Below are 23259 nucleotides of genomic sequence, written 5' to 3' on the forward strand. Positions count from 1 at the left end.
CTCCCGGTCCGCCGGGCCCCGGCGCCCCCCGGCGGGGCGGCCCGGCGGGGGCGCCGGCCTGCGCGCCCGACCGGGCGGCGCAGGGGGGACGCTAGCGTCGCGGCATGACCAGCAGCACCCGGGTCGTGTGGGACCCGGTCTTCACGGCGTACGACTTCGGCCCGGACCACCCGATGAGCCCGATGCGCCTTGAGCTGACGGTGCGTCTCCTGCGCGAGCTCGGCGTCCTCGACCGCCCGGGCCTCGACGTGCGCGGCTCCGGCGTCGCCGACGACGCCCTCCTGCACACCGTCCACCTGCCCGAGTACGTCGAGGCCGTCCGCCGCGTCTCGGAGGACCCCCGGCGCGTCGACGTCGAGCGCGGCCTCGGCACCGAGGACGACCCGGCCTTCGCCGGCATGCACGAGGCGAGCGCGCGCATCCTCGCGGCCAGCGTCGAGTGCGCCGAGGAGGTCTGGCGCGGCGACGCCGCCCACGCCGTCAACTTCACCGGCGGCCTCCACCACGCCATGGCCGGGCGCGCCAGCGGCTTCTGCGTCTACAACGACGTCGCCGCCGCGATCCGCCGCCTGCTCGACGCCGGCGCCCGGCGGGTCGCCTACGTCGACGTGGACGTCCACCACGGCGACGGCGTCCAGGCCGCCTTCTGGGACGACCCGCGCGTCCTCACCGTCTCCCTCCACCAGAGCGGCCGGACCCTCTTCCCCGGCACCGGCTTCCCCGACGAGGTCGGCGGGCCGGGCGCCGAGGGCTCCGCCGCCAACGTCGCGCTGCCGCCCGGCACGCGAGACGCCGCCTGGCTGCGGGCGCTGCACGCCGTGGCGCACCCCCTCGTGCGGGCCTTCGAGCCAGACGTCCTCGTCACCCAGCACGGCTGCGACAGCCACCAGCTCGACCCGCTGGCCGACCTCGCCGTCTCCGTCGACGCCCAGCGCGCCGCCGCGGACAGCCTCCACGAGCTGGCGCACGAGGTCTGCGACGGCCGGTGGCTCGCCACGGGCGGCGGCGGGTACGCCGTCGTCGACGTCGTCCCGCGCACCTGGTCCCACGTCGTCGCCGTCGCGGCGCACGCGCCCATCCGACCGTCGACGCCGGTGCCCGAGCCGTGGCGCGACCACGTGCGCCGCACCTACCGCCGCGAGGCGCCGCTGCTCATGGGCGACGCCGGGCCCGGAGAGCCGGAGGGCGACCGCCCGCCCTGGTACCGCCCCTGGTCCAGCGGCCACGACCCCGAGGACGCCGTCGACCGCGCCGTGCTCGCCACCCGCAGCGCCGTCTTCCCCGCGCAGGGCCTCGACCCCTGGTTCGACTGAGACCCCTGCTTCGACTGAGACCAGTGGTTCGACTGGGACCGGGCCCCGGGGGACCGGTGGTCCGGCCGGGCGAGGGCAGGGACGCGGGGGCCCTGGTTCCCCTAGGGTCTGCCCCGAGGGGCCGCAGCGCCCGACGCGGCGGCCGCTGGGCCGCCACCACGACGAGGGGGCCGGCGTGCCGACGGACGGGCGAGCAGCGGCGGACGCGGCCGGCGGGGACGCCGGGAGCGGCGGGTCCGGTGCGGGCGCCGCGGGCGGCGGGCTCACCGACGGGCGCCTGCTCACGGTCGCCGAGGTCGCCGAGGCGCTGCGCGTCTCGCGCATGACCGTCTACCGCCTCGTGCACTCCGGCGAGCTGCCCGCCGTGCGCGTCGGGCGCTCCTACCGGGTGCCCGAGGGCGCCGCGTCGGCCTTCCTCGCCGCGGCGCGCACCGCGCCTCCCGCGGCCGCCGAGCAGCGGCGAGCCGACGGCGCCTGAGCGCCCCGGTAGGCTCACCCCCGGACCAGGACCACGTCGGCTCGCACCGGACGCGGTCGCAGCACCCGAGACGACAGGCAGGCCCCATGGGTTCGGTCATCAAGAAGCGCCGCAAGCGGATGGCGAAGAAGAAGCACCGCAAGCTCCTCCGCAAGACGCGCCACCAGCGCCGCAACAAGAAGTGACCCAGCAGGACCGCTGAGCACATGAGCACCGGCGGCCGGTCCCGTGCGCCCCGCGCCGGCACCGACCGCCCCGCGACGCCCGCCCCGCCCCGCGGTGGCGGGCGTCGTGCGTCCCGGGGCGACCTGCCGCACGGGACGCCGCCGTGACGGACGGCCCCGGCGCGGTGCCGGCACCGGGCCGCGACGTCGTCGCCGTCGTCGGCGCGGCCCACCCGCTGGCCGCCGCGCTCGCCCGCCGTCTGGCCGCGGGCGAGGAGGGGGCCGAGGAGGGGGTGGGCGACGGCGGACGCCCGGAGCCGCCGCTCGTGCTGGCCCTGGACCCGCGCACGCCCGCCGAGGACCTCGGCGCCGCGCGCCGGGTGCGGGTCGACCTGCGCGGCCCCTCGCTGGCGCGCGTGCTCGCGGCCGAGGGCGTGCGGGTCGTCGTCGACGGCACCCTCCTGCCGGGCGGGCCCCTCGCCGGGGCCCGACCGGGGCGCGACGCCGGGCCGCCGGCGTCGCTCGACGTCGCCTCCGCCGTGCAGCGCTGCCCGGCCGTCCGGCGGCTCGTGCTCGCCAGCTCGACGGGGGTCTACGGCGCCAGCCCGCGGGCGCCGTCGGTCCGCACCGAGGGCTCGGAGCTGGCGACGCCCGCCGGCGGGGCCGAGCGGGCCGCCGCCGAGGCCGAGGCCGCCGTGCGGGCGCTCGCCCGCCGCCGGGAGGACGTCGCCACGCTCGTCCTGCGCCTCGCCGAGGTCGTCGGTCCCGGGCTGCGCACGCCCCTCGGCGACTGGCTCGAGCTGCCCGCTGTGCCCTGCCTGTGGGGCCACGACCCGCGCCTGCAGGTGCTGCACGCCGACGACGCCGTCGCCGCGCTGCTGCTCGCCGCCCGGGGCCGCGCCGAGGGGGTCGTCAACGTGGCGGGCGACGGGGTGCTCGCCCTCTCGCAGGCGGCCGCCCTCTGCGGGCGCCCGCTGCTGCCCGTGCCGGCGGCCGCCCTCGGGGCCAGCGCGCGGGCCCTCGTCGGCCGTGCCGTCGCGGCGCCGTGGGGCGACGCCGACCGCGTCCTGCGCTCCGGCCGCGTGGTCGACCTGCGCCGCATGCGCGAGGAGCTCGGCCTCGAGCCGCGGTGGTCGAGCCGGGCCGCCGTCGAGGACCTGGCGCGCGGCCGCGGCCTCGTCGGTCCGCTCTCGCCCGACGTGCGCCGCGCCGTCGCGGGGACGGCGGCCGGGGCGTGGCAGCAGCTGCGCGGCCTCGTGGCGCCGTGAGCGCCGGTGGTGAGCAGCGGGCCTCCCGGTGCACCGCGACCGGCGGCACACTGGACCGGGCGGGCGACGGCGTGACCGGTCCGGCGGGGAGCAGGTCGGGCGGGCGGCAGGGCGGGCGAGCGGTGCGGAGGCGGACGTGAGCGGCGGGGGAGCGGCGCGGGAGGTCGGCGTCGTCGTGCCGCTGCGCCGGCCCGGGCGCCCTCCCGAGTCCACTGCCGGGCCCGCGCCGGGGGGCTCTGGCGAAGGGGGTGCCGCGACGGGCGAGGACCGCGCCGAGGCGGCGTCGCCCGCCCGGGACGCCGCCCTCGCCGCCGCCCGGGCTGCGGCGCGAGCCGCCCGGGACGCCGCCCGCGCGGCACGGGGCCCCGCGGCCGACCTCGGCCGGCGGGCCCGCCGCGCCACCGACGTCCTCGCGCGCCGCGTCACCGGGGACTACGAGGTCGACGAGCTCGGCTTCGACCGCGAGCTCACCGAGGCCGTCCTCCTCGACCTCCTCCGCCCGCTGCACCGGCGGTGGTTCCGGGTCGAGCTGCGCGGCGCCGAGCACCTGCCGCGGCGGGGCGGCGCCCTCCTCGTGGCCAATCACTCCGGGACGGTGGGCATCGACGCCCTCATGACGATGGTCGCCGTCCACGACGACGCCCCGGGCGGGCGCCACCTGCGCGTCCTCGCCGCCGACCTCGTGCTCGCCGCGCCCGTGCTCGGCGACCTGGCGCGCCGCGCCGGCATCACGCTGGCCTCGCCCGACGACGCCGAGCGGCTCCTGCGGGCCGGCGAGCTCGTCGGGGTCTGGCCCGAGGGCTACAAGGGCGTCGGCAAGCACTTCCGCGACCGCTACCGCCTGCAGCGCTTCGGCCGCGGGGGCTTCGTGGCCTCGGCCCTGCGCGCCGGCGTGCCGATCGTGCCGTGCGCCATCGTCGGCGCCGAGGAGGTCTACCCCAAGATCGGCGACGTCGCCCCGCTCGCCCGCCTCCTCGGCCTGCCCTACGTGCCGGTGACGCCCTTCTTCCCCCTGCTCGGGCCCCTCGGTCTCGTGCCGCTGCCGAGCCGCTGGGTCGTCGAGCTCGGCGAGCCCGTGCGGACCGACCTCGCGCCGCCCGCCACGGCCGACGACCCCGCCGCCGTCCTCGACCTCGCCGACCAGGTGCGCGAGACCATCCAGGCGAGCCTCCACGAGCTCCTGCTGCACCGGCGGTCGGTGTGGCGGTGAGCCGGCGGGTGTCACGGGGGAGGGCGCGAGGGCTCCTGCGCGCCCTCGGCGGGCGCGGCGCCCGCGAGGAGGCCCCGACCGGCCCCGGTGCGCCCGGCCCCGGCGAGGAGCGGGTCGTCCTCTACGGACGGGCCGGCTGCCACCTGTGCGCGGACGCCCGCGCCGTCGTCACGGTCGTCGCCGACCGCGTCGGCGCCGGCGTGCGGGAGGTCGACGTCGACGCGCCCGACCCGGCCGACGAGCCCGGCGGGCGCCCCGGCGCCCTCGCCGAGCGCTACGGCGAGCTCGTCCCGGTCGTCGTCGTCGACGGCGTCCAGCACGCCGTCTACCACGTGGACGCGGCGCGCCTCGAGGCGGCCCTGCGCCGACCGCCCGCCTGAGGGCCCGCGCCGGCCGCGGGGGCGGGCCGCTCGACTTTGTGCGCGCCTTCACAAGCGCCTACGCTGGGGTCTGTTCGCAGCGCCCTGGCCCCCGCGCGCGCACCCACCGCCGTCGCACGCGAAGGAGCCGGCTGACGCCGTGAGCACCTCCCGACACGACACCGGGCGCCCCCCGGGCCACGCGCCCGAGCGCGCCTCAGGCTCCGCGCGCCCGGTGGGCGACCCGCTCGTGGCGACCGGGCCGGCCGGCGACCCGGGCCCCGCGGCCGAGCGGCTCATCTCCGAGCGCGGCATCCCCGAGGCGACCGTCGGCCGGCTGCCCGTCTACCTCCGGGTGCTCACGGCCCTCGTCGAGCGCGGCGTCCCCACCGTCTCCTCCGAGGAGCTCGCGGCCGCGGCGGGCGTCGGGTCGGCGAAGCTGCGCAAGGACCTCAGCCACCTGGGCTCCTACGGCGTCCGCGGCGTCGGCTACGAGGTCAGCCCGCTCGTGGCGCACATCTCGCGCGAGCTCGGCCTGACCCAGGCGTGGCGCGTCGTCATCGTGGGCCTCGGCAACCTCGGGCGGGCGCTCGCCAGCTACGGCGGCTTCGCCGAGCGCGGCATGGGCGTGGCGGCCCTCTTCGACGCCGACCCCGCCGTCGTCGGCCGCGAGGTGGCGGGCCTCGTGGTCCGCCCGATGTCCGAGCTCGCCGCGGTGGTGCGAGCCGAGGGGGTCGTCATCGGCGTCCTCGCCACTCCGGCGGCCGCCGCCCAGGGCGCCTGCGACGAGCTCGTCGCCGCCGGCGTGACCGGGGTCCTGACGTTCGCGCCGGCCGTGCTGTCGGTGCCCGAGGGAGTGGACGTGCGCAAGGTCGACCTGGCCAGCGAGCTGCAGATCCTGGCGTTCCACGAGCAGCGCAAGGCGGCCGACGCCGTCCGCGCCGCCGCGCCGTCGGGCGGGGGCGCGCGCGCCGTCGCCCGGCCCGCGCGCCGCCGGGTGGGGGCGGCCCGGTGACCGCCCTCGTCGTGGGCCTGTCCCACCGCACCGCACCCCTCGCCGTCCTCGAGCGCGCGACCCTCGACGGCAGCGCCGCCCGCGCCCTCGCCGTCCGCGCGTGCGGGGCGGACGACGTCGCTGAGGCCGTCGTGCTCTCGACGTGCAACCGGCTCGAGGTCTACAGCGAGGTCGCCACCTTCCACGGCGGGCTCGCCCAGGTGGGCGCGGCGCTCGTCGAGGCCACCGGCGTGCCGCTCGTCGAGCTCACCGACCACCTCTACGTGCACTACGCGGACCGGGCCGTCGAGCACCTCTTCACCGTCGTCTGCGGCCTCGACTCCATGGCCGTGGGGGAGTCGCAGGTGCTCGGGCAGGTGCGCTCGGCGCTGCGCCGCGGCCAGGAGGACGGCAGCGTCGGCACCGCCCTCGACGGGCTGCTGCAGCGCGCCCTGCGGGTCGGCAAGCGCGCCCACTCCGAGACGGGCCTCGACCACGCCGGGCACTCCCTCGTGGAGGCGGGCCTCGCGCACGCCGACGAGGTCGTCGGGCCGCTGGCCGGCGCGCGCGTGCTCGTCGTCGGCGCCGGCGCGATGAGCGCGCTCGCGGCGACGACCGCCCACCGGCTCGGCGCCCGCGACATCACCGTGCTCAACCGCACGCGGGCGCGCGCCCAGCGCCTCGCCGAGGCGGTCGGCGGGAGCTGGGGCGCGCTCGGCGAGGAGGGCGCCCTCGAGCGCGCCCTCGCCGAGGCCGACGTCGTGCTGTCCTGCACCGGCGCCGTCGGGCACGTCGTCGACGCCGCGACCGTCGGCGCCGCGCGCGCCGTCCGCGGCGGCGGCGCCCCGGGCTGCTCCGGCGCCGCCGCGCCCCAGCTCGTCGTCGACCTGGCCCTGCCCCGCGACGTGGCGCCCGAGGTGGGCCGCCTGCCCGGCGTCGTCGTCCTCGGCCTCGCCGAGCTCGGCGCCCAGCTGGCCGCCGAGGCCGACGGCGCGGGCACCGGCGTCGCCGCCGACCTGCGCGACGCGCGGGCCATCGTCGCGGAGGAGGCGTCGTCCTACCTCGCCGAGCGGCGCGCCGCCGCCGTGGCCCCCACCGTGGTGGCCCTGCGCACCCAGGCCCGAGAGGTCGCGGACGCCGAGCTCGCGCGGCTGCGCCACCGCCTCGGCCCGGCGATGGACGAGCGCGTGGGGGCCGAGGTGGCCCAGACCCTCCACCGCGTCGTCTCCACGCTCCTCCACACGCCGACCGTCCGCATGAAGCACCTGGCGGCCGACGCCTCGAGCGGTCCCGCCTACGTCGAGGCGGTGCGCGAGCTCTTCGACCTCGACGCCGCCGGCACCCGCGAGCCCGGCGCCGCGGCGCAGGCGCTGCGCGCTGTCCCCGAGGCGCGCGCCGAGGCGGCGCCCGAGCGCGCGGGGGCGGACGCCCTGCGCGCGCTGCTCGCGGGCGCGCCCCGGGCCGTGCCGAGCCCCCTCCCGGGCCCTCTCCCGGGCCCCCTCCCGGACCCCGCGGCGGGCCACGACGACGGGGGCCCGCGGTGAGCGCCGTCGCGGCGCCGGCCGTCGGCGCGACCCCGCTGCGCCTGGGGACCCGCCGCAGCGCCCTGGCGCGTGCTCAGTCCGAGATGGTCGCCGAGCGGCTGCGGGAGACGAGCGGGCGCGAGGTCGTCCTCGTCGAGGTCACCACCCGCGGCGACGTCGACCGCGCCCCGCTGCGGCAGATCGGCGGCACCGGCGTGTTCGTCACCGCCCTGCGCGAGGCCCTGCTCGAGGGCCGCGTCGACCTCGCCGTGCACTCGATGAAGGACCTGCCCACCGCCCCCGCCGACGGGCTCGTCCTCGCGGCGGTCCCCCCGCGCGAGGACCCGCGCGACGTCCTCGTGGCCGCCGGGGGAGCGGGTCTCGCCGACCTCCCGCCCGGCGCGCGGGTGGGCACCGGGTCGCCGCGCCGGGCCGCGCAGCTGCGGGCCCTCGGGCTCGGGCTCGACGTCGTCGACGTCCGCGGCAACGTGGACACCCGCGTCGGCATGGTCACCTCCGGGCGCCTCGACGCCGTCGTGCTCGCGGCGGCCGGGCTCGCCCGCCTGGGCCGCTCCGGCGAGGTCACCGACGTCCTCGACGTCGAGCAGGTGCTGCCCGCCCCCGCGCAGGGGGCGCTCGCGCTCGAGTGCCGCGCCGACGACGAGGCGACGGCGCTGGCCTGCGCGGCGCTCGACGACCCGCTGGCCCGGTCGGCCACCACGGCCGAGCGCGCCCTCCTCGGCGCCCTCGAGGCCGGGTGCAGCGCCCCCGTCGGGGCGCTCGCGCGGACCGACGGCGGCGAGGGCGGGGGCGAGATGGTGCTGACCGCCGTCGCGGCCTCGCACGACGGCTCGCGGGTGCTGCGCTGCTCCGCCCGCGGCGACGACGCCGACCCCGTCGGCCTGGGGCGCCGCCTCGCGGCCGACCTCCTGGCGCAGGGGGCGGCCGACCTCGCGGACGTCGGCCCCGCCGCCCCCGGCGCGGGCGCGCGCGACGAGCAGCTGCCCCTGCCCGGCGCCGACCCCACCGGGCCGGGCGCCGCGTCCTCCTCCTCGACCCCGTCCACGGGCTCCCCGTCGAGCCCCCTGCCCGACGACCTCCCGGATCCCACCGCGTCGACCCCGGCGCCGTCCCCGGCCCTGCCCCCCGCCGGCTCCCCGTCCTCGGACCGTCCCGCGCACGGCGCGGGGCCCACGCCCGGGGCGCAGCCGTCCGAGGACGTCCGGACGTCCCCCGTGACCGCATCGACCGGTCCGTCCGCCCACCGGCGGCCGGCCAGCTCCCAGGAGAGTGAAGCGTGACCGCGCGCACCGACCTCCAGCTCGACGAGCGCCCCGCCGCGGGCGGGGTGGACACCACCGCTCCCGTCGACGGCACGGCCCTGCCCGACAGCGCTCTTCCCGACGGCGCCCTTCCCGACGGCGCCCTTCCCGACGCCGGCCTGCCCGACGCGTGCCCGGCCTCCCCCCGCGCGGGGGAGGCCCCCGCCGCCGGCGCGGGCTCCCGCCGCCGCCCCGCCGCACCCCTGGGCTCGGTGTCCTTCGTGGGCGCCGGCCCGGGCGACCCGGGGCTCCTCACCGTCCGCGCCGCCGAGCTGGTCGACCGGGCCGAGGTCGTCGTCGTCGACGGCCCGGTCGGCGCCGCGCTCGTCGGCCGGCTCTCGCCCGGCGGCGCCGAGGTGCTCGACGCCCGGGCGGTCCAGGAGGCCAGCGACCCGACGCCGTCGGCGCGGGCGCGGGCCACCACCCGGCTGATCACGCGCGCCGCGCGGGCCGGGCGCCGCGTCGTGCGCGTGCTGCCGGGCGACGCGGCGACGTTCGAGGGGCTGGCGGAGGAGCTGCTGGCGTGCCACCGCGCGTCGGTGCCCTTCGAGGTCGTCCCCGGGGTCTCACCGGCCGTCGCCGTCCCCGTCTACGCGGGCGTGCCCGTCACGACGGCGGGCGTCGACCGGGTGCACGTCGTCGACACGACGACAGAGCCCCCGGACGCGGCGGGCCTCGCCGCGGCCAAGGAGACCGTCGTGCTCCTCGGCGGGCGCGAGGGCCTCGCGGCCGCCGCGCGGGCCCTCGTCGCGGCGGGGCGCAGCGCCTCGTCGCCCGTCGCCGTCACCTCCGGCGGCACGACGACGTCCCAGCGCACCGCCACGGCCTCGCTCGCCGAGCTGCCCGGCCTCCTCGAGAGCAGCGGGGAGGACGCCTGGCCGAGCCCGCTCGTGGCCGTCACCGGCCCCGGCGTCGCGCTGCGCGAGCGCACCTCCTGGTACGAGAACCGGCCGCTGTTCGGCTGGCGGGTGCTCGTGCCGCGCACGCAGGCGCAGGCGGGGGGCATGAGCGCCCTGCTCGCCGAGGCGGGCGCCACCGGCGAGGTCGTCCCGACGATCTCCGTGGAGCCGCCGCGGACCCCGCACCAGATGGAGAAGGCCGTCACCGGCCTCGTCACCGGCCGCTACGAGTGGATCGGCTTCACGTCCGCCAACGCGGTGCGGGCCGTCCGCGAGAAGTTCGCCGAGTACGGGCTCGACGCCCGCGCCTTCGCGGGGCTCAAGGTGGCCGCGGTCGGCGGCGTGACGGCGCAGGCCCTGCGCGACTGGGGCATCGAGCCCGACCTCGTGCCCACCGGCGAGGAGTCCGCCAAGGGGCTGCTCGCCGACTGGCCGGCCTACGACGACGTGCTGGACCCGATCAACAGGGTCCTGCTCCCGCGCGCCGACATCGCCACGGACACCCTCGTCGCGGGGCTCACCGAGCTCGGCTGGGAGGTGGACGACGTCACGGCCTACCGCACCGTCCGGGCCGCGCCGCCGGCCGCCGACGTGCGGGACGCCATCAAGAACGGCGCCTTCGACGCCGTCGTCTTCACGTCGTCCTCCACGGTCCGCAACCTCGTCGGGATCGCCGGCAAGCCGAACCCGAGCACCGTCGTGGCGTGCATCGGCCCGGCGACGGCGCAGACGGCCGTCGAGCACGGGCTGCGCGTCGACGTGCTGGCCCCCGAGCCCAGCGCGGCCTCGCTCGTGGCGGCGCTCGCCGACCACGGCGCGGCGCTCGCCGCGGCGGCCGCCGAGGCCGGCGAGCCGCTCCAGCGCCCGAGCGAGCGCCGCGTCCCGGCGCGCCGACGGGCGCGCTGACCCACCCACCGCCGTCGGCCGGCCGCCCCTGCGGGGAGGGCCGGCCGACGCGTCGAGGGCCCGCCCGGCCGTGCGTCGGCGGGCCCGCCCGAGAGGACCCGCCGTGCCCTTCCCGATCGAGCGCCCGCGCCGCCTGCGCGCCACCCCCGCCCTGCGCGCGCTGGTGCGCGAGCAGCGCCTGCACCCCTCGCAGCTCGTGCTGCCGATGTTCGTCAAGGAGGGCCTCGACGCCCCGCGCGAGGTGACGAGCCTGCCCGGCGTCGTCCAGCACTCGCGGGCCTCGCTCGTCGACGCCGCCCACGAGGCCGTCGAGGCGGGCGTCGGCGGTCTCATGCTCTTCGGCGTCCCGGCCGAGCGGGACGCGCGGGGCAGCGGCGCCGACGACCCCGACGGGATCCTCAACCTCGGGCTGCGCGACCTCGCGGAGGCGGTGGGGGACCGGACCGTCGTCATGGCCGACCTGTGCCTCGACGAGTTCACCGACCACGGCCACTGCGGCGTCCTCGTCCCCGACGGGCCCCGCGCCGGGACGGTCGACAACGACGCCACGCTCGCCCGCTACACCTCCATGGCGCTGGCCCAGGCCGAGGCGGGGGCCACCGTGCTGGGACTCTCGGGGATGATGGACGGCCAGGTCGGCGTCGTGCGCGCCGCCCTCGACGAGGCGGGCCGCGACGACGTCGTGCTCCTCGCCTACGCGGCGAAGTACGCCTCGGCCTTCTACGGGCCCTTCCGCGAGGCCGTCGAGTCCACGCTCGTCGGGGACCGGCGCGCCTACCAGCAGGACCCGGCCAACCGCCGCGAGGCGCTGCGGGAGGTCCGTCTCGACGTCGAGGAGGGCGCCGACGTCGTCATGGTCAAGCCGGCGCTGCCCTACCTCGACGTCCTGTCCGACGTCGCGCAGGCGGTCGACGTGCCGGTGTGGGCCTACCAGGTCTCCGGCGAGCTGGCGATGGTCGAGGCCGCGGCCGCCCGCGGGTGGCTGGACCGGGAGCGGACGATCCTCGAGACGCTGGCGTCGGTGCAGCGCGCCGGCGCCGACGCCGTCCTCACCTACTGGGCCGTCGAGGCGGCCCGCTGGCTGCGCGAGGGCTGAGCGGCCGCCGACCGGGTGGCCGACGGGCCGGACGGACCGTGGCGGGCGTGCACGCGCAGTAGGGTCCGGGCATGTCTGCACCTGCCGACGTCGACGGGGGACCGGCGCGGGACGACCGCCCCGGGGGCGCGCCCTGGCTCGACGCGCACGAGCAGCGGGTCTGGCGCAGCTACCTCGAGGGCACGCAGCGGCTCTGGGAGCACCTGGGCGCCGTCCTCGACGCCGACGGGGACGTGCCGCTCCAGGAGTACGAGGTCCTCGTGCGCCTCTCGGAGACGCCCGGCGGCTCCCTGCGGATGTCCGAGCTCGCGCACGCCCTCGTGCACTCCCGCAGCCGCCTCACGCACACGGTGGGGCGCATGGAGGCCCGCGGGCTCGTCGAGCGGCGCGCCTGCCCCGACGACGGCCGCGGCGTCCTGTGCGTCGTCACCGACGAGGGGCGGGCGGCCCTCGAGCGGCACGCGCCCGCGCACGTCGCGAGCGTCCGGGCCGCGCTCTTCGACCTCCTCGAGCCCGCCGAGGTGGACGCCCTGGGCAGCGCGCTCGAGAAGGTCGCCGCGAACCTCCGCGGCTGAGGCGGACGGCGCTGCTCCGTCGCTCCTCCCGGCCGCGGAGGGCCGCCGCCGTCCCCCTCGGGCTGCCGCGCGCGCCGGGCGGCAGGATGGCGGCATGAGCACTGCCGCGACGCCGCCCCACGTCCCCGCCACGGACCGCCCCCGGACGCCCTACCCCTTCGAGGCCCCGGCGTCCGAGGAGCTCTTCGCCCGGGCCCGCGCCGTCACGCCCGGCGGCGTCAACTCGCCCGTGCGCGCCTTCGGCGCCGTCGGCGGCACGCCGCGCTTCATGACGTCGGCCCGCGGGCCCTACCTCGTCGACGCCGACGGCCGCGAGTACGTCGACCTCGTCTGCTCGTGGGGGCCGATGATCCTCGGGCACGCCCACCCGGAGGTCCTCGAGGCCGTCACCGCGGCGGCGGCGCAGGGCTTCTCCTACGGCACGCCCACCCCGCGCGAGGTCGAGCTCGCCGAGGAGATCGTGCGCCGCGTCGAGCCCGTGGAGCAGGTGCGGCTCGTCAGCTCGGGCACCGAGGCCGTCATGAGCGCCGTCCGGCTGGCCCGCGGCGCGACCGGGCGGCCGCTCGTCGTGAAGTTCGCCGGCCACTACCACGGCCACGTCGACGCGCTGCTGGCCTCGGCGGGCTCGGGACTCGCCACCTTCGCGCTGCCCGACACCCCGGGCGTCACCGGCGCGACCACCGCCGACACGCTCGTCGTGCCCTACAACGACCCGGAGGCGCTCGAGGCCGTCTTCGCCGAGCACGGCGACCGCGTCGCCGCCCTCGTCACCGAGGCCGCCGCCGGCAACATGGGCGTCGTCCCGCCGCGCCCCGGCTTCACCGCGCTCATGCGCCGGCTCACGCGCGAGCACGGCGCCCTGCTCGTCAGCGACGAGGTGATGACGGGCTTCCGCCTCACCGCGGCGGGCTGGTACGGGCTCGAGGGCCCCCAGGGGGCCGACGGCGCCGAGGGCGTCCACGCCGGCGCCCCGGACCTCATGACCTTCGGCAAGGTCATGGGCGGCGGCTTCCCGGCCGCGGCCTTCGGCGGCCGCGCCGACGTCATGGCCCAGCTCGCCCCGAACGGCCCCGTCTACCAGGCGGGCACGCTGTCGGGGAACCCCGTGGCGACGGCGGCGGGGCTCGCCACGCTCCAGCGCTGCACCCCCGAGGTCTACGCCCACCTCGACGCCACGGCTGAGCGCCTGTCGTCCGCGGCGTCCGCGGCCCTGGCCGACGCCGGTGTGCCGCACACCGTCTCGAACGCCGGGTCGATGTTCACCGTCTTCTTCGGCCCCGACGTCGTCCACGACTACGCGGGCGCCCGCAGCCAGGACGTGCAGGCCTACGCAGCCTTCTTCCAGTCGATGCTCGCCTCCGGCGTCCACCTGCCGCCGAGCGCGTTCGAGGCCTGGTTCGTCTCCGCGGCGCTCGACGACGAGGCCGTCGGCCGCGTCCTCGAGGCCCTGCCGCGCGCGGCGCAGGCGGCGGCGCGGGCCCAGAGCAGCGTCGCCGGCCAGACCGGCACCTGAGCCGCCGGGGCGACGGGAAGGGGCGACGGGGGAGCGGGCCGTGGGACGTCGGCGGGCGGGAGGAGGGGGCGACGCCCCGACGTGGGGCCTGCCGGTCCGCCGGGTCGAGGAGCGGCCCGACCGCCCGGCCGACCGGACGGCGTGGCCGGCCACCCTCGCGCCGGTGCGCCAGCTGCTCGACGAGGGCCTGGACCTCGGGCCGGCGACCGTGCTCGTCGGGGAGAACGGGTCCGGCAAGTCCACGGTGGTCGAGGCCCTCGCCGCGCTCTTCGGGCTCTCGTCCCAGGGCGGGACGACCCACACCGCCCACTGGGGGCACGGCGCCCGCGACGCCTCGCCGCTGCCCGGGCACCTGAGGCTCGTCCGCGGCGCCGGCGCCTCGCGGTGGGGCTACTTCCTGCGCGCCGAGACGATGCACGCCACCTTCGAGGCCCTGCTGGAGCGGGTGGAGCGCAGCCCCGACCGCCTCGCCCAGTCCCACGGCGAGTCCTACCTGTCCGTCCTCGAGGACCACTTCGACGACTCCGGCCTCTTCGTGCTCGACGAGCCCGAGTCGGCGCTGTCCTTCTCCGGCCAGCTCGCGCTCGTCGGTGTCCTCGCCGCGCAGGTGGCGGGCGGCCGGGCGCAGGTGGTCGTGGCCACGCACTCTCCGCTCGTGGCGGCGCTGCCCGGCGCCAGGGTGCTCGAGCTGTCGGAGGACGGCCTCGTCGAGCGGGCGTGGGACGACCTCGACGTCGTCGCGCACTGGCGCTCCTTCCTCGACGCGCCGGAGCGCTACCTGCGGCACGTGCGCCCGTCCTGAGGCGCCCGTCCTCGCGCGGCCGGCGCCGACGCCGCTGCGCGGAGCGGCCGGCCGTCTCGGGCAGGATGCGGGCATGGCCTCGTCCTCGTCGTCCTCCGCGTCCTCGCCCGGGCCCCGCGACCCCGCCCGCCTGCCCGACCCGTCGGTGCGGACGGTGGTGCACCTCCTGCGCCACGGCGAGGTCCACAACCCCGAGGGCGTGCTCTACGGACGGCTGCCGGGCTACCACCTGTCCGAGCGCGGGCGGGCGATGGCGCAGCGGGTCGCCGAGCACCTCGTCGACGCGGGCCACGACATCGCCCTCGTCGTCGCCTCGCCGCTGGAGCGGGCGCAGGAGACGGCGCGCGCCTCGGCGGACGCCCTCGGCCTCGAGGTCGGCGTCGACGAGCGGCTCGTCGAGGCCGGCAACCAGTTCCAGGGCCTCACCGTGGGCGTCGGGGACGGCGCCCTGCGCCGGCCCGAGCACTGGTGGAAGCTGCGCAACCCCCTGACGCCCAGCTGGGGCGAGCCGTACGTCGAGCAGGCGGCCCGCATGCGCGCCGCCGCCGACGAGGCCCGGGTGCGCGCGGAGGGCCGCCACGCGCTCCTCGTCAGCCACCAGCTGCCCATCTGGGTCGCCCGGCTGTCCGTCGAGGGGCGCCGCTACGTCCACGACCCCCGCCGTCGCGAGTGCTCGCTCGCGAGCCTCACGTCGCTGCACTTCGTGGGCCACCGCCTCGAGGGCGTCACCTACCGCGAGCCGGCCGCCGACCTGCTGCCGGGGGCGAACCCCGTCCCGGGGGCCTGAGCAGGGCTCCACCACCTGTCCACGGGCCGCGTCCGGCTCCCAGCCTCCTGCCAGGCTCGGTGTGGAACCCTGGAGGTTGTGGGAGCACAGGCCAGCACGGGCAGCCGGGCGCGCGCGGGGCGCGCGGCCCGGGGCGCTCTCGCGGCCGCCGCGCTCGTCGGCGCGGCCGGTCTCGCGGGGTGCACGACGAGCGACGCCCGGCCCTCGGTCGTCGACCAGGGCTACGTCGCAGGCGACGGCAGCCTCGTCCAGCTCCCGCCGGACGAGCGCGGCGAGCCGGTCGAGCTCGCGGGCACGACGCTGCAGGGCGAGGCGGTCGACGTCGCCGACTGGCGCGGCGCGCCCGTGGTCCTCAACACGTGGTACGCCGCCTGCGGGCCCTGCCGCCTCGAGGCGCCCGACCTGGCGGAGGTGTCCGAGGACACCGCCGACGAGGGCGTGCGCTTCCTCGGGATCAACACCCGGGACGGCGAGGCGCAGGGCGTCGCCTTCGAGGAGGAGTTCGGCATCACCTACCCCTCGCTGCTCGACCGCGACGGCGAGGGCGTCCTCGCGCTGCGCGGCCAGCTGCCGCCGTCGGCCACCCCGACGACGCTCGTCCTCGACCCGCAGGGCCGCGTCGCGGCGCGGTTCCTCGGCCCCGTGGACCCGTCCACGCTGCGGACCGTCATCGACGACGCGGCGGCGGAGGCGGCGTGAGCCCCGCCCCGGCACGGGCGTGAGCGCCCTGCCCGTCCCCCTGCTCGCCGCGAGCGCCCCGGACACCTTCGGCGCGGTGGCCTTCTCCGGCCCCGTGCTGCTCGCCGTCCCCGTGGCCGCCCTCGCCGGGCTCGTCTCCTTCGCCTCCCCCTGCGTGCTCCCGCTCGTGCCGGGCTACCTCGGCTACGTCACGGGCCTCACCGGCGTGGCCCTCGAGCGGCAGCGCCGCGCGCGGGTGCTGCTCGGGGCCGTCCTCTTCGTCCTCGGCTTCAGCGCCGTCTTCGTCGTCGTCGGCTTCACCGCGGGCGTGCTCGGCGGGCTGCTGCAGCAGTGGGGCGACGAGGTGGCGCGCGTGCTCGGCGTCGTCGTCGTCCTGCTCGGCCTGTCCTTCGCCGGCCTGCTGCCCGGGCTGCGGCGCGAGGTGGCCGTGCGCCGCCGTCCCCGCCCCGGCCTGGCGGGCGCGCCGCTCCTCGGCGTCGTCTTCGGCCTCGGGTGGACCCCGTGCATGGGGCCCACGCTGGCGGCCATCTCCTCGCTCGCCTTCGTGTCGGGCTCCGGGCCGCGCAGCGTCGTCCTCGCGGTCGCCTACTGCCTCGGCCTCGGCGTGCCCTTCGTGCTCGTGGCGCTCGCGGCCAGCCGCGGCGCCCGCGGCCTCGAGGTGCTGCGCCGCCACCGCGTCGCCCTCTCGCGCGCCGGCGGGGCGCTCCTCGTCGTCGTCGGCCTGCTCCTCGTCACCGGCGTCTGGACGCAGTGGACGAGCGCCGTGGGCGCGCGCTTCTCCGAGTGGGCGCTGCTGTGAGCCGCGCGGCCGAGCGCGCCCGCGGCACCGCGGACGGGACCCCCGTCCAGCCCCGGCTCGGCGCCGTGGGCACGGTGCGCTTCGTGTGGCGCCAGCTCACGAGCATGCGCACCGCCCTGCTCCTGCTGCTGCTCCTCGCGGTCGGGGCCGTGCCGGGCTCCGTCGTGCCGCAGCAGGACGTCGACCCGGCGGCCGTCGTCACCTTCCGCGACGAGCACCCGGCGCTCGCCCCGTGGCTCGACCGGCTCGGCTTCTTCGACGTCTACGCCTCGCCGTGGTTCTCCGCCGTCTACCTGCTCCTGTTCGTCTCGCTCGTCGGCTGCGTGCTGCCCCGCAGCCGCCAGCAGTGGACGGCGTGGCGCTCGAAGCCGCCGCGCACGCCCTCGCGCCTCGAGCGGCTGCCCGAGCACCGGGTCGTCGACGTCGGCGGCGGCGAGGGTGCTGCGGGCGCGGAGCCCCTGGCCGCGGCGGCGGCGGAGCTGCGGCGGCGCCGCTACCGCGTCGACGTCCGGCCCGACGCCCCGGGGGCGGCGACGGGATCGGTGGCCGCCGAGAAGGGCCACCTGCGCGAGACCGGCAACCTCGTCTTCCACCTCTCGCTCGTCGGGCTGCTGCTGGCGCTCGCCGCCTCGAGCCTGCTCAGCTACCGCGCCCAGGTGGTCGTGCCGGTGGGCCAGGGCTTCTCCAACACGGTCGCCCGCTACGACACCTTCGACCCGGGCGCCTGGGTCTCGGACGACGACCTGCCGCCCTTCGCCGTCGGGCTGCAGGGCCTCGACGTCGAGTTCGAGGAGACGACCGGCGGCCAGCTCGGCCAGCCGCGCGACTTCGAGGCGCAGGTCGACGTCCTCGCTCCGGGGGAGGAGCCGCGCGAGGACGTCATCCGCGTCAACGAGCCGCTGCACGCGGCCGGCGCCGAGGTGTACCTGGCGGGCAACGGCTACGCGCCCGTCATCTCGGTGACGGACGCCGACGGCCGGCTCGTCTACTCGGAGCCCACGCCCTTCCTCGCGCAGGACGGCTTCTACAGCTCCACCGGCGTCGTCAAGGTCCTCGGCGCGCAGCCGGACCAGCTCGGGTTCACCGGCGCCTTCCTGCCGACGGCCGTCGTGGACCAGCGCGGCCCGCGCTCGGTCTTCCCCGACGCGCGCGACCCGCTGCTGCTGCTCACGGGCTACCGCGGCGACCTCGGCGCGGTCAACGACGGCCTGCCCGTCAACGTCTACGAGCTCGACACCCGCTCGATGCAGCAGCTCGAGACGGGCGACGGCGCCCCCTGGTCGGTGGCGCTGCGCCCCGGCGACGCCGTCGAGCTCCCCTCCGGCCTCGGCACGCTGCGCTTCGGCTACCCGCCCGACGCGGCGGCGGCCGACGACGTCGCGGCCGCTTCCGGCGCCGGGGACCCGCTGCCGCGCTTCGCGGGGCTCACCGTGCGGCACGACCCGGGCCGCCTGCCGGCCCTCGTGTTCTCCGTGCTGGCGATGCTCGGGCTGGTGGCCTCGCTCTTCACCCCGCGTCGCCGCGTGTTCGTCCGCGTCTCCGGCGGCCCCGCCGCGGGCGGCGGCCTGCGCACCGAGGTGGGCGGGCTCGCGCGCGGGGAGGACGCCGGGCTGGCCGCGGAGGTCGACGGGCTCGCGCGTACCCTCGGCGGAGGCGCACCTCCCGGCCCGCCGCAGCCGTCGGCCCCACCGCCACCGGCCCCACCACCACCGCGGGCCTCGGGCCCGGGGACGCCGACCACCGCCGGGGAGCCCGCTGCCGCCCCCCGCATCCGATCCCGATCCCGATCCAGGAGCTGAGGACATGGGCGAGTCGCTCGCCGCGACGAGCAACCTGCTCGTCTACTCGTCGATGACGGTCTACGCCGTCGCGCTCGTCGCCTTCGCGCTCGACCTCTCGGGCCGGGGCCGCACCGCCGTGGCGCCCGCCCGGCAGGAGGCGCTCGTGGGCGCCGGCGCGCGAGCCGCCGGGGGAGCGGCCTCCACCGGGGCCGGGGCCGAGGACCCCGACGCGGGGGTGCGCCGCCGCGCCGCGGCCGTCGGCGTCACGACGACGTGGCTGGCGATGGCCCTCCACGGCGCCGCGGTGGTCACCCGCGGGCTCTCCGCGGGCCGCGTGCCCTGGGGCAACATGTACGAGTTCACGCTGACGGGGGCCTTCGTCGTCACCGCCGTCTACTGCGTCGTGCTGCTGCGCCGGGACCTGCGCTACCTGGGCGTCTTCGTCGTCGGGCCCGTCCTGCTCACCCTCGGCATCGCCCTCTCGGTCCTCTACACCGAGTCGGCGCAGCTCGTGCCGGCGCTGCAGAGCTACTGGCTCGTCATCCACGTCTCCGTCGCGACGGTCAGCTCGGCGCTCTTCGTCATCGCCTTCTCGGCCAACGTGCTGCAGCTCGTGCAGGACCGCCGCGAGCACGCCCTCGCGGCCGGCCGCCCCGCCCGCGGCCGCTTCATGGACCGCCTGCCCGGCTCGGTGGAGCTCGAGCGGGCCGCCTACCGTCTCATCGCCGTGTCCTTCCCGCTGTGGTCCTTCACGCTCGTCGCCGGCGCCATCTGGGCCGAGCGGGCGTGGGGCCGCTACTGGGGGTGGGACCCCAAGGAGGTCTGGACCTTCGTCATCTGGGTCGTCTACGCCGCCTACCTGCACGCCCGCGCCACGCGCGGCTGGGACGGGCGCCGCGCCGCCTACCTCGCCATCGCGGGCTTCGCCTGCATCCTCGTGAACTGGGGCGTGGTGAACGTCTTCTTCCCCGGCAACCACTCCTACGCCGGGATCGGCTGACCCAGCCGTCGAGCTCGCAGGACGCAGCAGGCCCCGCTCCCATGAGGGAGCGGGGCCTGCGTCGTCCGGCGCCTCGCGCCGGGGCGGCCGAGAGGGGGTCAGCCGCGGCGGGGTCCGTGCAGGTCGCGCAGGAAGCCGGGGTCGTCGTCCGGGCCGAGGGGCCCGCGCGGGCGGCTGCCGCCCCCGCCGCCGCCACCGCCGCCCTCGGCGCGCTGGCGGCCCACCGTGATCCACAGCACGGGGCCGAGCACGGGCAGCACGATGGAGATGACGACCCAGGCGGTGCGGCCGAGCACCGAGATCTCGTCGTCGCGGCTGCGCAGCACGTCGAGGACGGCGTAGACCGCGAGACCGACGGCGAGGAGGACGAGCAGAGCGCGCAACATCGTCCGATGGTACGGACCGCGCGGCGGCCCGGCAGGGCGGGACGGCGCCGTCCGCCGGGCGGCCACGACGGCGGCCAGGACGGCGCCGGGACGGGGGGCTCCGCACGGCGCCTACCCTGGACGCCGTGCCCGTCGTGCTGCGCTACACGCTCCTGCGGCTGTCCCTGCTCGCCGCGGTGGGCCTGCTCGCCTACGCCGTCGGCCTCCGGGGCGTCTGGTGGCTGCTCGTGACGGCGGTCGTGTCGATCCTGCTGTCCTTCGTGCTGCTGCGCGGCCCCCGCGAGCAGATGACGCAGGCCATCCTCGACCGCCAGCAGCAGCGGGCGCAGGGCGGTGGCCCCAGCAGCGGTGGGGGGCGGTTCTCGCGCGGCCTCGACGACGACGCCGCGGCCGAGGACGCCGACGACGACCGGCGCCGCGAGGGCCCGCGCGGCTGAGCCCGCCGGGCGGTCGCGGGCGGCGTCAGCGGCCCGAGAGCTCGCGGACGCGCTCGAGGAAGCCGGGTCGCTCCCGGTCCAGCTCGGCGAGGGACACCTCGTCCGCGAGGCCGCGCCACGTGCCGTCCTCGACGAGCACGTCGGCGGCCGCCCGGGCGAGCACGGGGCCGTCGGCGGCGCGCAGGTCCAGCCGCTCGAGCAGCTCCTCCGGCAGCAGCAGGCGCACCCGCCGGTCGCCCGCGCCCGGCTCGCCCGGCTCGGCAAGCGCGTCGGCGCCCGCCTCCGCCGACACCGCGACGAGGTAGACGCCCTCGCCGTCCGCGCGCACGTCCACGTCCGTCATGGGCGGATCGTCGCAGGCCGTCGGCGGACGCGCGGCGGGACGCGCCCGGGACGGGCGCCGCGCCTCGACCGGTCGTCCGGGGTCAGGCGGCGAGCGCCAGCCCCAGGGCCAGGAGCGCCGCGTGGACGAGCTCGAGGCGGCCCGTGTCGCGCAGCACGGGCACGAGCGCTCGACCCGCGGCGCCGCCCGCGACCCGCCTCGCGGGAGGGACGGCGAGCGCCAGCGCGAGGAGCGCGAGCAGGGGCCAGGCCGAGGCCAGCAGCGCGGCCGTGAGGGCCGAGAGCAGCGGGGGCGCGAGCACGAGGACGGCGTAGAGGCGGCGGGTGCGGGGGGCGCCCAGGCGCACCGCCAGCGTGCGCTTGCCGGCGACGGCGTCGGTGGGCACGTCGCGCAGGTTGTTGGCGACGAGGATGGCGCACGCGTGCAGGCCGACGCCGACCGCGGCCAGGACCGCGACGAGGTCGAGCCGCTCCGCCTGCACGTACGTCGTGCCGAGCACGGCGACGAGCCCGAAGAAGACGAAGACGAACACCTCGCCGAGCCCGAGGTAGCCGTACGGCCGCTTGCCGCCGGTGTAGGTCCAGGCGGCGACGACGGACGCGGCGCCGACGAGGAGGAACCACCAGGCGCCGCTGACGGCGACGAGCAGCACCCCCGCGACCCCGGCGACGGCGAAGGCGGCGAAGGCGGCCCGGCGGACGGCCCCGGGCTCCGCGGCCCCCGAGCCGACGAGCCGCAGGGGGCCCACGCGGTCGGCGTCGGTGCCCCGCACGCCGTCGGAGTAGTCGTTGGCGTAGTTGACCGCCACCTGCAGCGCCAGCGCGACGACGAGCGCCAGCAGCGCCCGCCCGAGGTGCACCGCGTCGAGGGAGGCCGCGACACCCGTCCCGGCCAGGACCGGCGAGACCGCCGCCGGCAGCGTCCTGGGGCGCGCGCCCTCCACCCACTGAGCCCGCGTCGCCACGAGCGGCGAACCTACCGGCCGGTGCCCGTGCTCCCGCCCGGCCCCTCGGGCGGCGCCCCGTCCGGCCCCTCGGGCGACGCCTCGTCCGGGTCACCGTCCGGGTCACTGCCCGGCCCCGCGCCGAGGCGCCGCTGGGCCAGGGCGGCGGCCGCCCGCCGGTCCGGCTTGCCGAGCGCCCGGCGGGGCAGGTCGTCGACGAGGACGAGCGCCCGCGGGGCGGCGGCCCGGCCGAGCGCGGCCGAGGCCGCGGCGCGCAGGGCCTCCAGCGCGGGCGGCGCCGGAGGCCCCGCCCGGACGACGGCCACGACCGCCGACCCCCAGCGCGGGTCCGGCACGCCGACGACGAGGACCTCCGCGACGCCGTCGACCCCCGCGAGCGCCTCCTCGACCGCGGCGGGCACCACCTTCTCCCCGCCGGTGACGACGACGTCGTCGAGGCGGCCGAGCACCCGCAGGCGGGGTCCGTCGACGGCGGCCTCGAGCACGCCGGCGTCGGCCGTCGCGACCCAGCGGACGCCGTCGGCGTCGGCGGCGAAGGGGGCCTCGCCGACGAGCCCGCGCGCGAGCACGGCGCCGCCGAGCAGGACCCGCGCAGGTGCTCGGCCGGCACCGTCGGACCCGGCGCCGTCGGGGTCTGCGTCGTCGGGCCCGGCGCCCTCGAGCCGCACACGGGCTCCCGGCAGCGGGGCGCCGTCGTAGACGCAGCCGCCGCAGGTCTCCGTCGACCCGTACGTCGTCACGACGCGCACGCCGGCGGCGGCGGCCCGGTCGAGCAGGGCCCGCGGGGCGGCGGCGCCGCCCAGGAGGACGGCGTCGAGGGCGGCCAGGGCCGCCGCGCCGTCCGCGTCCTCGAGCAGCCGCACGAGCTGCGTCGGCACGAGGGCGGTGCGCGCCGGGCCGCCGTCCGCGCGCCGCAGCAGCCGCTCCGCGCCGGCGCAGAAGGCGCCCGCGGTGAAGGGGGCGCCGGGCGGCAGCGCCGTCGGGGCGGTGCCCGCGACCGCGCCGCGCGCGAGCACGTTCCACCCCGCGACGTGGGCGAGCGGCAGGGCCAGCAGCCAGTGGGCCGGCCCGCCCAGCCGCTGCTCGCCGCCCCGGGCGCTCGCGACGACGGCCGCGCCGTCGAGGACGACGAGGCGCGGCGCGCCCGTGCTGCCCGACGTCGGCAGGAGCAGCGCCGCGCCCGCGACGTCGGTCGTCCCGGATGCGGGGGCGGCGACGACGAGCGCGCGCAGGGCGTCGTCGGCCGGGCCGCCGGGCAGGGGGAGGAGCGGTGCCGGGGCCGCGGGAGGGGCGGCGGCGGCGGAGCCGCCGGAGGGGGCTGGGGCGGCGGAGCCGCCGGGGAGGGCGGGGGCGGCGGAGCCGCCGGAGAGGGCCGGGAGCGGGAGGCGCTCGGCGAGCTGCCGGGCGCGGGCGGCCGCCCACGCGTCGGGGTCCTCGCGGGCGCCCCCCGGCGCGGCCGCGTCGACGGCCACCTCCTCCACGCGGGGCGCGGGGGGCCGCGCGGTCGCCGGGGAGGGACGCGGGCCGGTCACCGGCGGCACGGTACGCAGCGCCGTCGGGGGGCGCCGGGATACCGTGGCCCCGACGGGCCCGGGCACCGGGCTCCAGGGAACCGGCGACGCCTGTGGTGGGGAGGCGCGC

23 protein-coding genes and 1 pseudogene are annotated in these 23259 nt (G+C 79.1%); 20 read left to right on the forward strand and 4 right to left on the reverse strand.

Annotated features, from left to right (window positions below; all coding sequences use genetic code 11):
* Positions 1–104: 104 nt before the first annotated feature.
* From Q0789_RS00760 to ccsB, 19 genes and pseudogenes are all read left to right on the forward strand, one after another.
* Positions 105–1313, forward strand: coding sequence for an acetoin utilization protein AcuC (locus Q0789_RS00760; protein WP_171203654.1), 1209 nt, complete (start codon positions 105–107; stop codon positions 1311–1313).
* 175 nt (positions 1314–1488) lie between these two features.
* Positions 1489–1791 (forward strand): helix-turn-helix domain-containing protein, encoded by a 303-nt coding sequence (locus Q0789_RS00765; protein ID WP_298801294.1) that lies wholly within the window; start codon positions 1489–1491, stop codon positions 1789–1791.
* 86 nt (positions 1792–1877) lie between these two features.
* Positions 1878–1976, forward strand: a complete 99-nt coding sequence (locus Q0789_RS00770) for an AURKAIP1/COX24 domain-containing protein (RefSeq protein ID WP_003792170.1) — start codon at positions 1878–1880, stop codon at positions 1974–1976.
* Between the two features lie 143 nt (positions 1977–2119).
* Complete coding sequence (locus Q0789_RS00775) at positions 2120–3223, forward strand: NAD-dependent epimerase/dehydratase family protein (protein ID WP_298801295.1); 1104 nt, start codon at positions 2120–2122, stop codon at positions 3221–3223.
* Between the two features lie 136 nt (positions 3224–3359).
* Positions 3360–4433, forward strand: coding sequence for a lysophospholipid acyltransferase family protein (locus Q0789_RS00780; RefSeq protein ID WP_298801296.1), 1074 nt, complete (start codon positions 3360–3362; stop codon positions 4431–4433).
* Positions 4430–4813 (forward strand): glutaredoxin family protein, encoded by a 384-nt coding sequence (locus Q0789_RS00785; protein ID WP_298801297.1) that lies wholly within the window; start codon positions 4430–4432, stop codon positions 4811–4813. Before Q0789_RS00780 ends, Q0789_RS00785 begins: the two co-directional genes overlap by 4 nt.
* Before the next feature lie 277 nt (positions 4814–5090).
* The gene (locus Q0789_RS00790; RefSeq protein WP_363326070.1) at positions 5091–5807 is read left to right on the forward strand and encodes a redox-sensing transcriptional repressor Rex; all 717 of its coding nucleotides are present in this window, start codon (positions 5091–5093) and stop codon (positions 5805–5807) included.
* Positions 5804–7330: a glutamyl-tRNA reductase gene (locus Q0789_RS00795; protein ID WP_298801299.1), complete on the forward strand. Its 1527-nt coding sequence runs from the start codon at positions 5804–5806 to the stop codon at positions 7328–7330. Before Q0789_RS00790 ends, Q0789_RS00795 begins: the two co-directional genes overlap by 4 nt.
* A pseudogene (gene hemC / locus Q0789_RS00800) lies at positions 7327–8262 on the forward strand (hydroxymethylbilane synthase); the annotation flags it as partial. The gene Q0789_RS00795 and the pseudogene hemC, both read left to right, overlap by 4 nt.
* 572 nt (positions 8263–8834) lie before the next feature.
* On the forward strand, positions 8835–10436 hold the full coding sequence (locus tag Q0789_RS00805; RefSeq protein ID WP_366917590.1) for a uroporphyrinogen-III synthase: 1602 nt from the start codon (positions 8835–8837) through the stop codon (positions 10434–10436).
* A 103-nt stretch (positions 10437–10539) separates the two neighbouring features.
* A complete protein-coding gene (gene hemB / locus Q0789_RS00810) occupies positions 10540–11532 on the forward strand; it encodes a porphobilinogen synthase (protein WP_298801302.1) in 993 nt (330 codons plus the stop codon).
* 71 nt (positions 11533–11603) lie between these two features.
* Positions 11604–12107: a MarR family transcriptional regulator gene (locus Q0789_RS00815; RefSeq protein ID WP_298801303.1), complete on the forward strand. Its 504-nt coding sequence runs from the start codon at positions 11604–11606 to the stop codon at positions 12105–12107.
* 94 nt (positions 12108–12201) lie between these two features.
* A complete protein-coding gene (gene hemL / locus Q0789_RS00820) occupies positions 12202–13620 on the forward strand; it encodes a glutamate-1-semialdehyde 2,1-aminomutase (protein WP_298801304.1) in 1419 nt (472 codons plus the stop codon).
* A gap of 40 nt (positions 13621–13660) precedes the next feature.
* Positions 13661–14422, forward strand: a complete 762-nt coding sequence (locus tag Q0789_RS00825) for an AAA family ATPase (RefSeq protein ID WP_298801305.1) — start codon at positions 13661–13663, stop codon at positions 14420–14422.
* Positions 14423–14495: 73 nt separating this feature from the next.
* On the forward strand, positions 14496–15209 hold the full coding sequence (locus tag Q0789_RS00830) for a histidine phosphatase family protein (protein WP_298801306.1): 714 nt from the start codon (positions 14496–14498) through the stop codon (positions 15207–15209).
* 78 nt (positions 15210–15287) lie between these two features.
* Entirely contained in the window at positions 15288–15908 is a 621-nt protein-coding gene (locus Q0789_RS00835) for a TlpA disulfide reductase family protein (protein ID WP_298801307.1), read from the forward strand.
* Positions 15909–15936: 28 nt separating this feature from the next.
* Complete coding sequence (locus Q0789_RS00840) at positions 15937–16707, forward strand: cytochrome c biogenesis protein CcdA (protein ID WP_366917591.1); 771 nt, start codon at positions 15937–15939, stop codon at positions 16705–16707.
* Positions 16704–18506, forward strand: a complete 1803-nt coding sequence (locus Q0789_RS00845; RefSeq protein ID WP_298801309.1) for a cytochrome c biogenesis protein ResB — start codon at positions 16704–16706, stop codon at positions 18504–18506. Before Q0789_RS00840 ends, Q0789_RS00845 begins: the two co-directional genes overlap by 4 nt.
* A 4-nt stretch (positions 18507–18510) precedes the next feature.
* Complete coding sequence (ccsB, locus tag Q0789_RS00850; RefSeq protein ID WP_298801310.1) at positions 18511–19488, forward strand: c-type cytochrome biogenesis protein CcsB; 978 nt, start codon at positions 18511–18513, stop codon at positions 19486–19488.
* A 98-nt stretch (positions 19489–19586) separates the two neighbouring features.
* Here ccsB and Q0789_RS00855 read toward each other — a convergent pair whose 3' ends face one another.
* Positions 19587–19874, reverse strand: a complete 288-nt coding sequence (locus Q0789_RS00855) for a PLD nuclease N-terminal domain-containing protein (protein WP_171203000.1) — start codon at positions 19872–19874, stop codon at positions 19587–19589.
* 125 nt (positions 19875–19999) lie between these two features.
* Here Q0789_RS00855 and Q0789_RS00860 point away from each other — a divergent pair, with 125 nt between their 5' ends.
* Positions 20000–20311 carry a DUF4229 domain-containing protein gene (locus Q0789_RS00860; RefSeq protein ID WP_298801311.1) on the forward strand — a complete coding sequence of 104 codons (312 nt, stop codon included), beginning with the start codon at positions 20000–20002 and terminating at the stop codon, positions 20309–20311.
* 25 nt (positions 20312–20336) lie between these two features.
* On the opposite strand, the gene Q0789_RS00865 is transcribed toward Q0789_RS00860, so the two are convergent.
* The 3 genes from Q0789_RS00865 to Q0789_RS00875 all read right to left on the reverse strand — a co-directional run bounded on the left by Q0789_RS00865 (position 20337) and on the right by Q0789_RS00875 (position 23150).
* Complete coding sequence (locus Q0789_RS00865) at positions 20337–20654, reverse strand: hypothetical protein (protein WP_298801312.1); 318 nt, start codon at positions 20652–20654, stop codon at positions 20337–20339.
* Positions 20655–20736: 82 nt separating this feature from the next.
* Positions 20737–21618 carry a 1,4-dihydroxy-2-naphthoate polyprenyltransferase gene (locus Q0789_RS00870; protein ID WP_298801313.1) on the reverse strand — a complete coding sequence of 294 codons (882 nt, stop codon included), beginning with the start codon at positions 21616–21618 and terminating at the stop codon, positions 20737–20739.
* An 11-nt stretch (positions 21619–21629) separates the two neighbouring features.
* Positions 21630–23150, reverse strand: coding sequence for an AMP-binding protein (locus Q0789_RS00875; protein ID WP_298801314.1), 1521 nt, complete (start codon positions 23148–23150; stop codon positions 21630–21632).
* Positions 23151–23259 lie beyond the last annotated feature (109 nt).

This window comes from uncultured Pseudokineococcus sp., assembly GCF_947499845.1.
Lineage (GTDB): Bacteria > Actinomycetota > Actinomycetes > Actinomycetales > Quadrisphaeraceae > Pseudokineococcus.

What these genes read in the sequence shown, in the direction of transcription:
- Q0789_RS00760 (WP_171203654.1), top strand. Translation starts at nt 105, where the DNA reads ATGACCAGCAGCACCCGGGTCGTGTGGGACCCGGTCTTCACGGCGTAC.
- Q0789_RS00770 (WP_003792170.1), top strand. Translation starts at nt 1,878, where the DNA reads ATGGGTTCGGTCATCAAGAAGCGCCGCAAGCGGATGGCGAAGAAGAAG.
- Q0789_RS00815 (WP_298801303.1), top strand. Translation starts at nt 11,604, where the DNA reads ATGTCTGCACCTGCCGACGTCGACGGGGGACCGGCGCGGGACGACCGC.
- hemL (WP_298801304.1), top strand. Translation starts at nt 12,202, where the DNA reads ATGAGCACTGCCGCGACGCCGCCCCACGTCCCCGCCACGGACCGCCCC.
- Q0789_RS00830 (WP_298801306.1), top strand. Translation starts at nt 14,496, where the DNA reads ATGGCCTCGTCCTCGTCGTCCTCCGCGTCCTCGCCCGGGCCCCGCGAC.
- ccsB (WP_298801310.1), top strand. Translation starts at nt 18,511, where the DNA reads ATGGGCGAGTCGCTCGCCGCGACGAGCAACCTGCTCGTCTACTCGTCG.
- Q0789_RS00855 (WP_171203000.1), bottom strand. Translation starts at nt 19,874, where the DNA reads ATGTTGCGCGCTCTGCTCGTCCTCCTCGCCGTCGGTCTCGCGGTCTAC.
- Q0789_RS00865 (WP_298801312.1), bottom strand. Translation starts at nt 20,654, where the DNA reads ATGACGGACGTGGACGTGCGCGCGGACGGCGAGGGCGTCTACCTCGTC.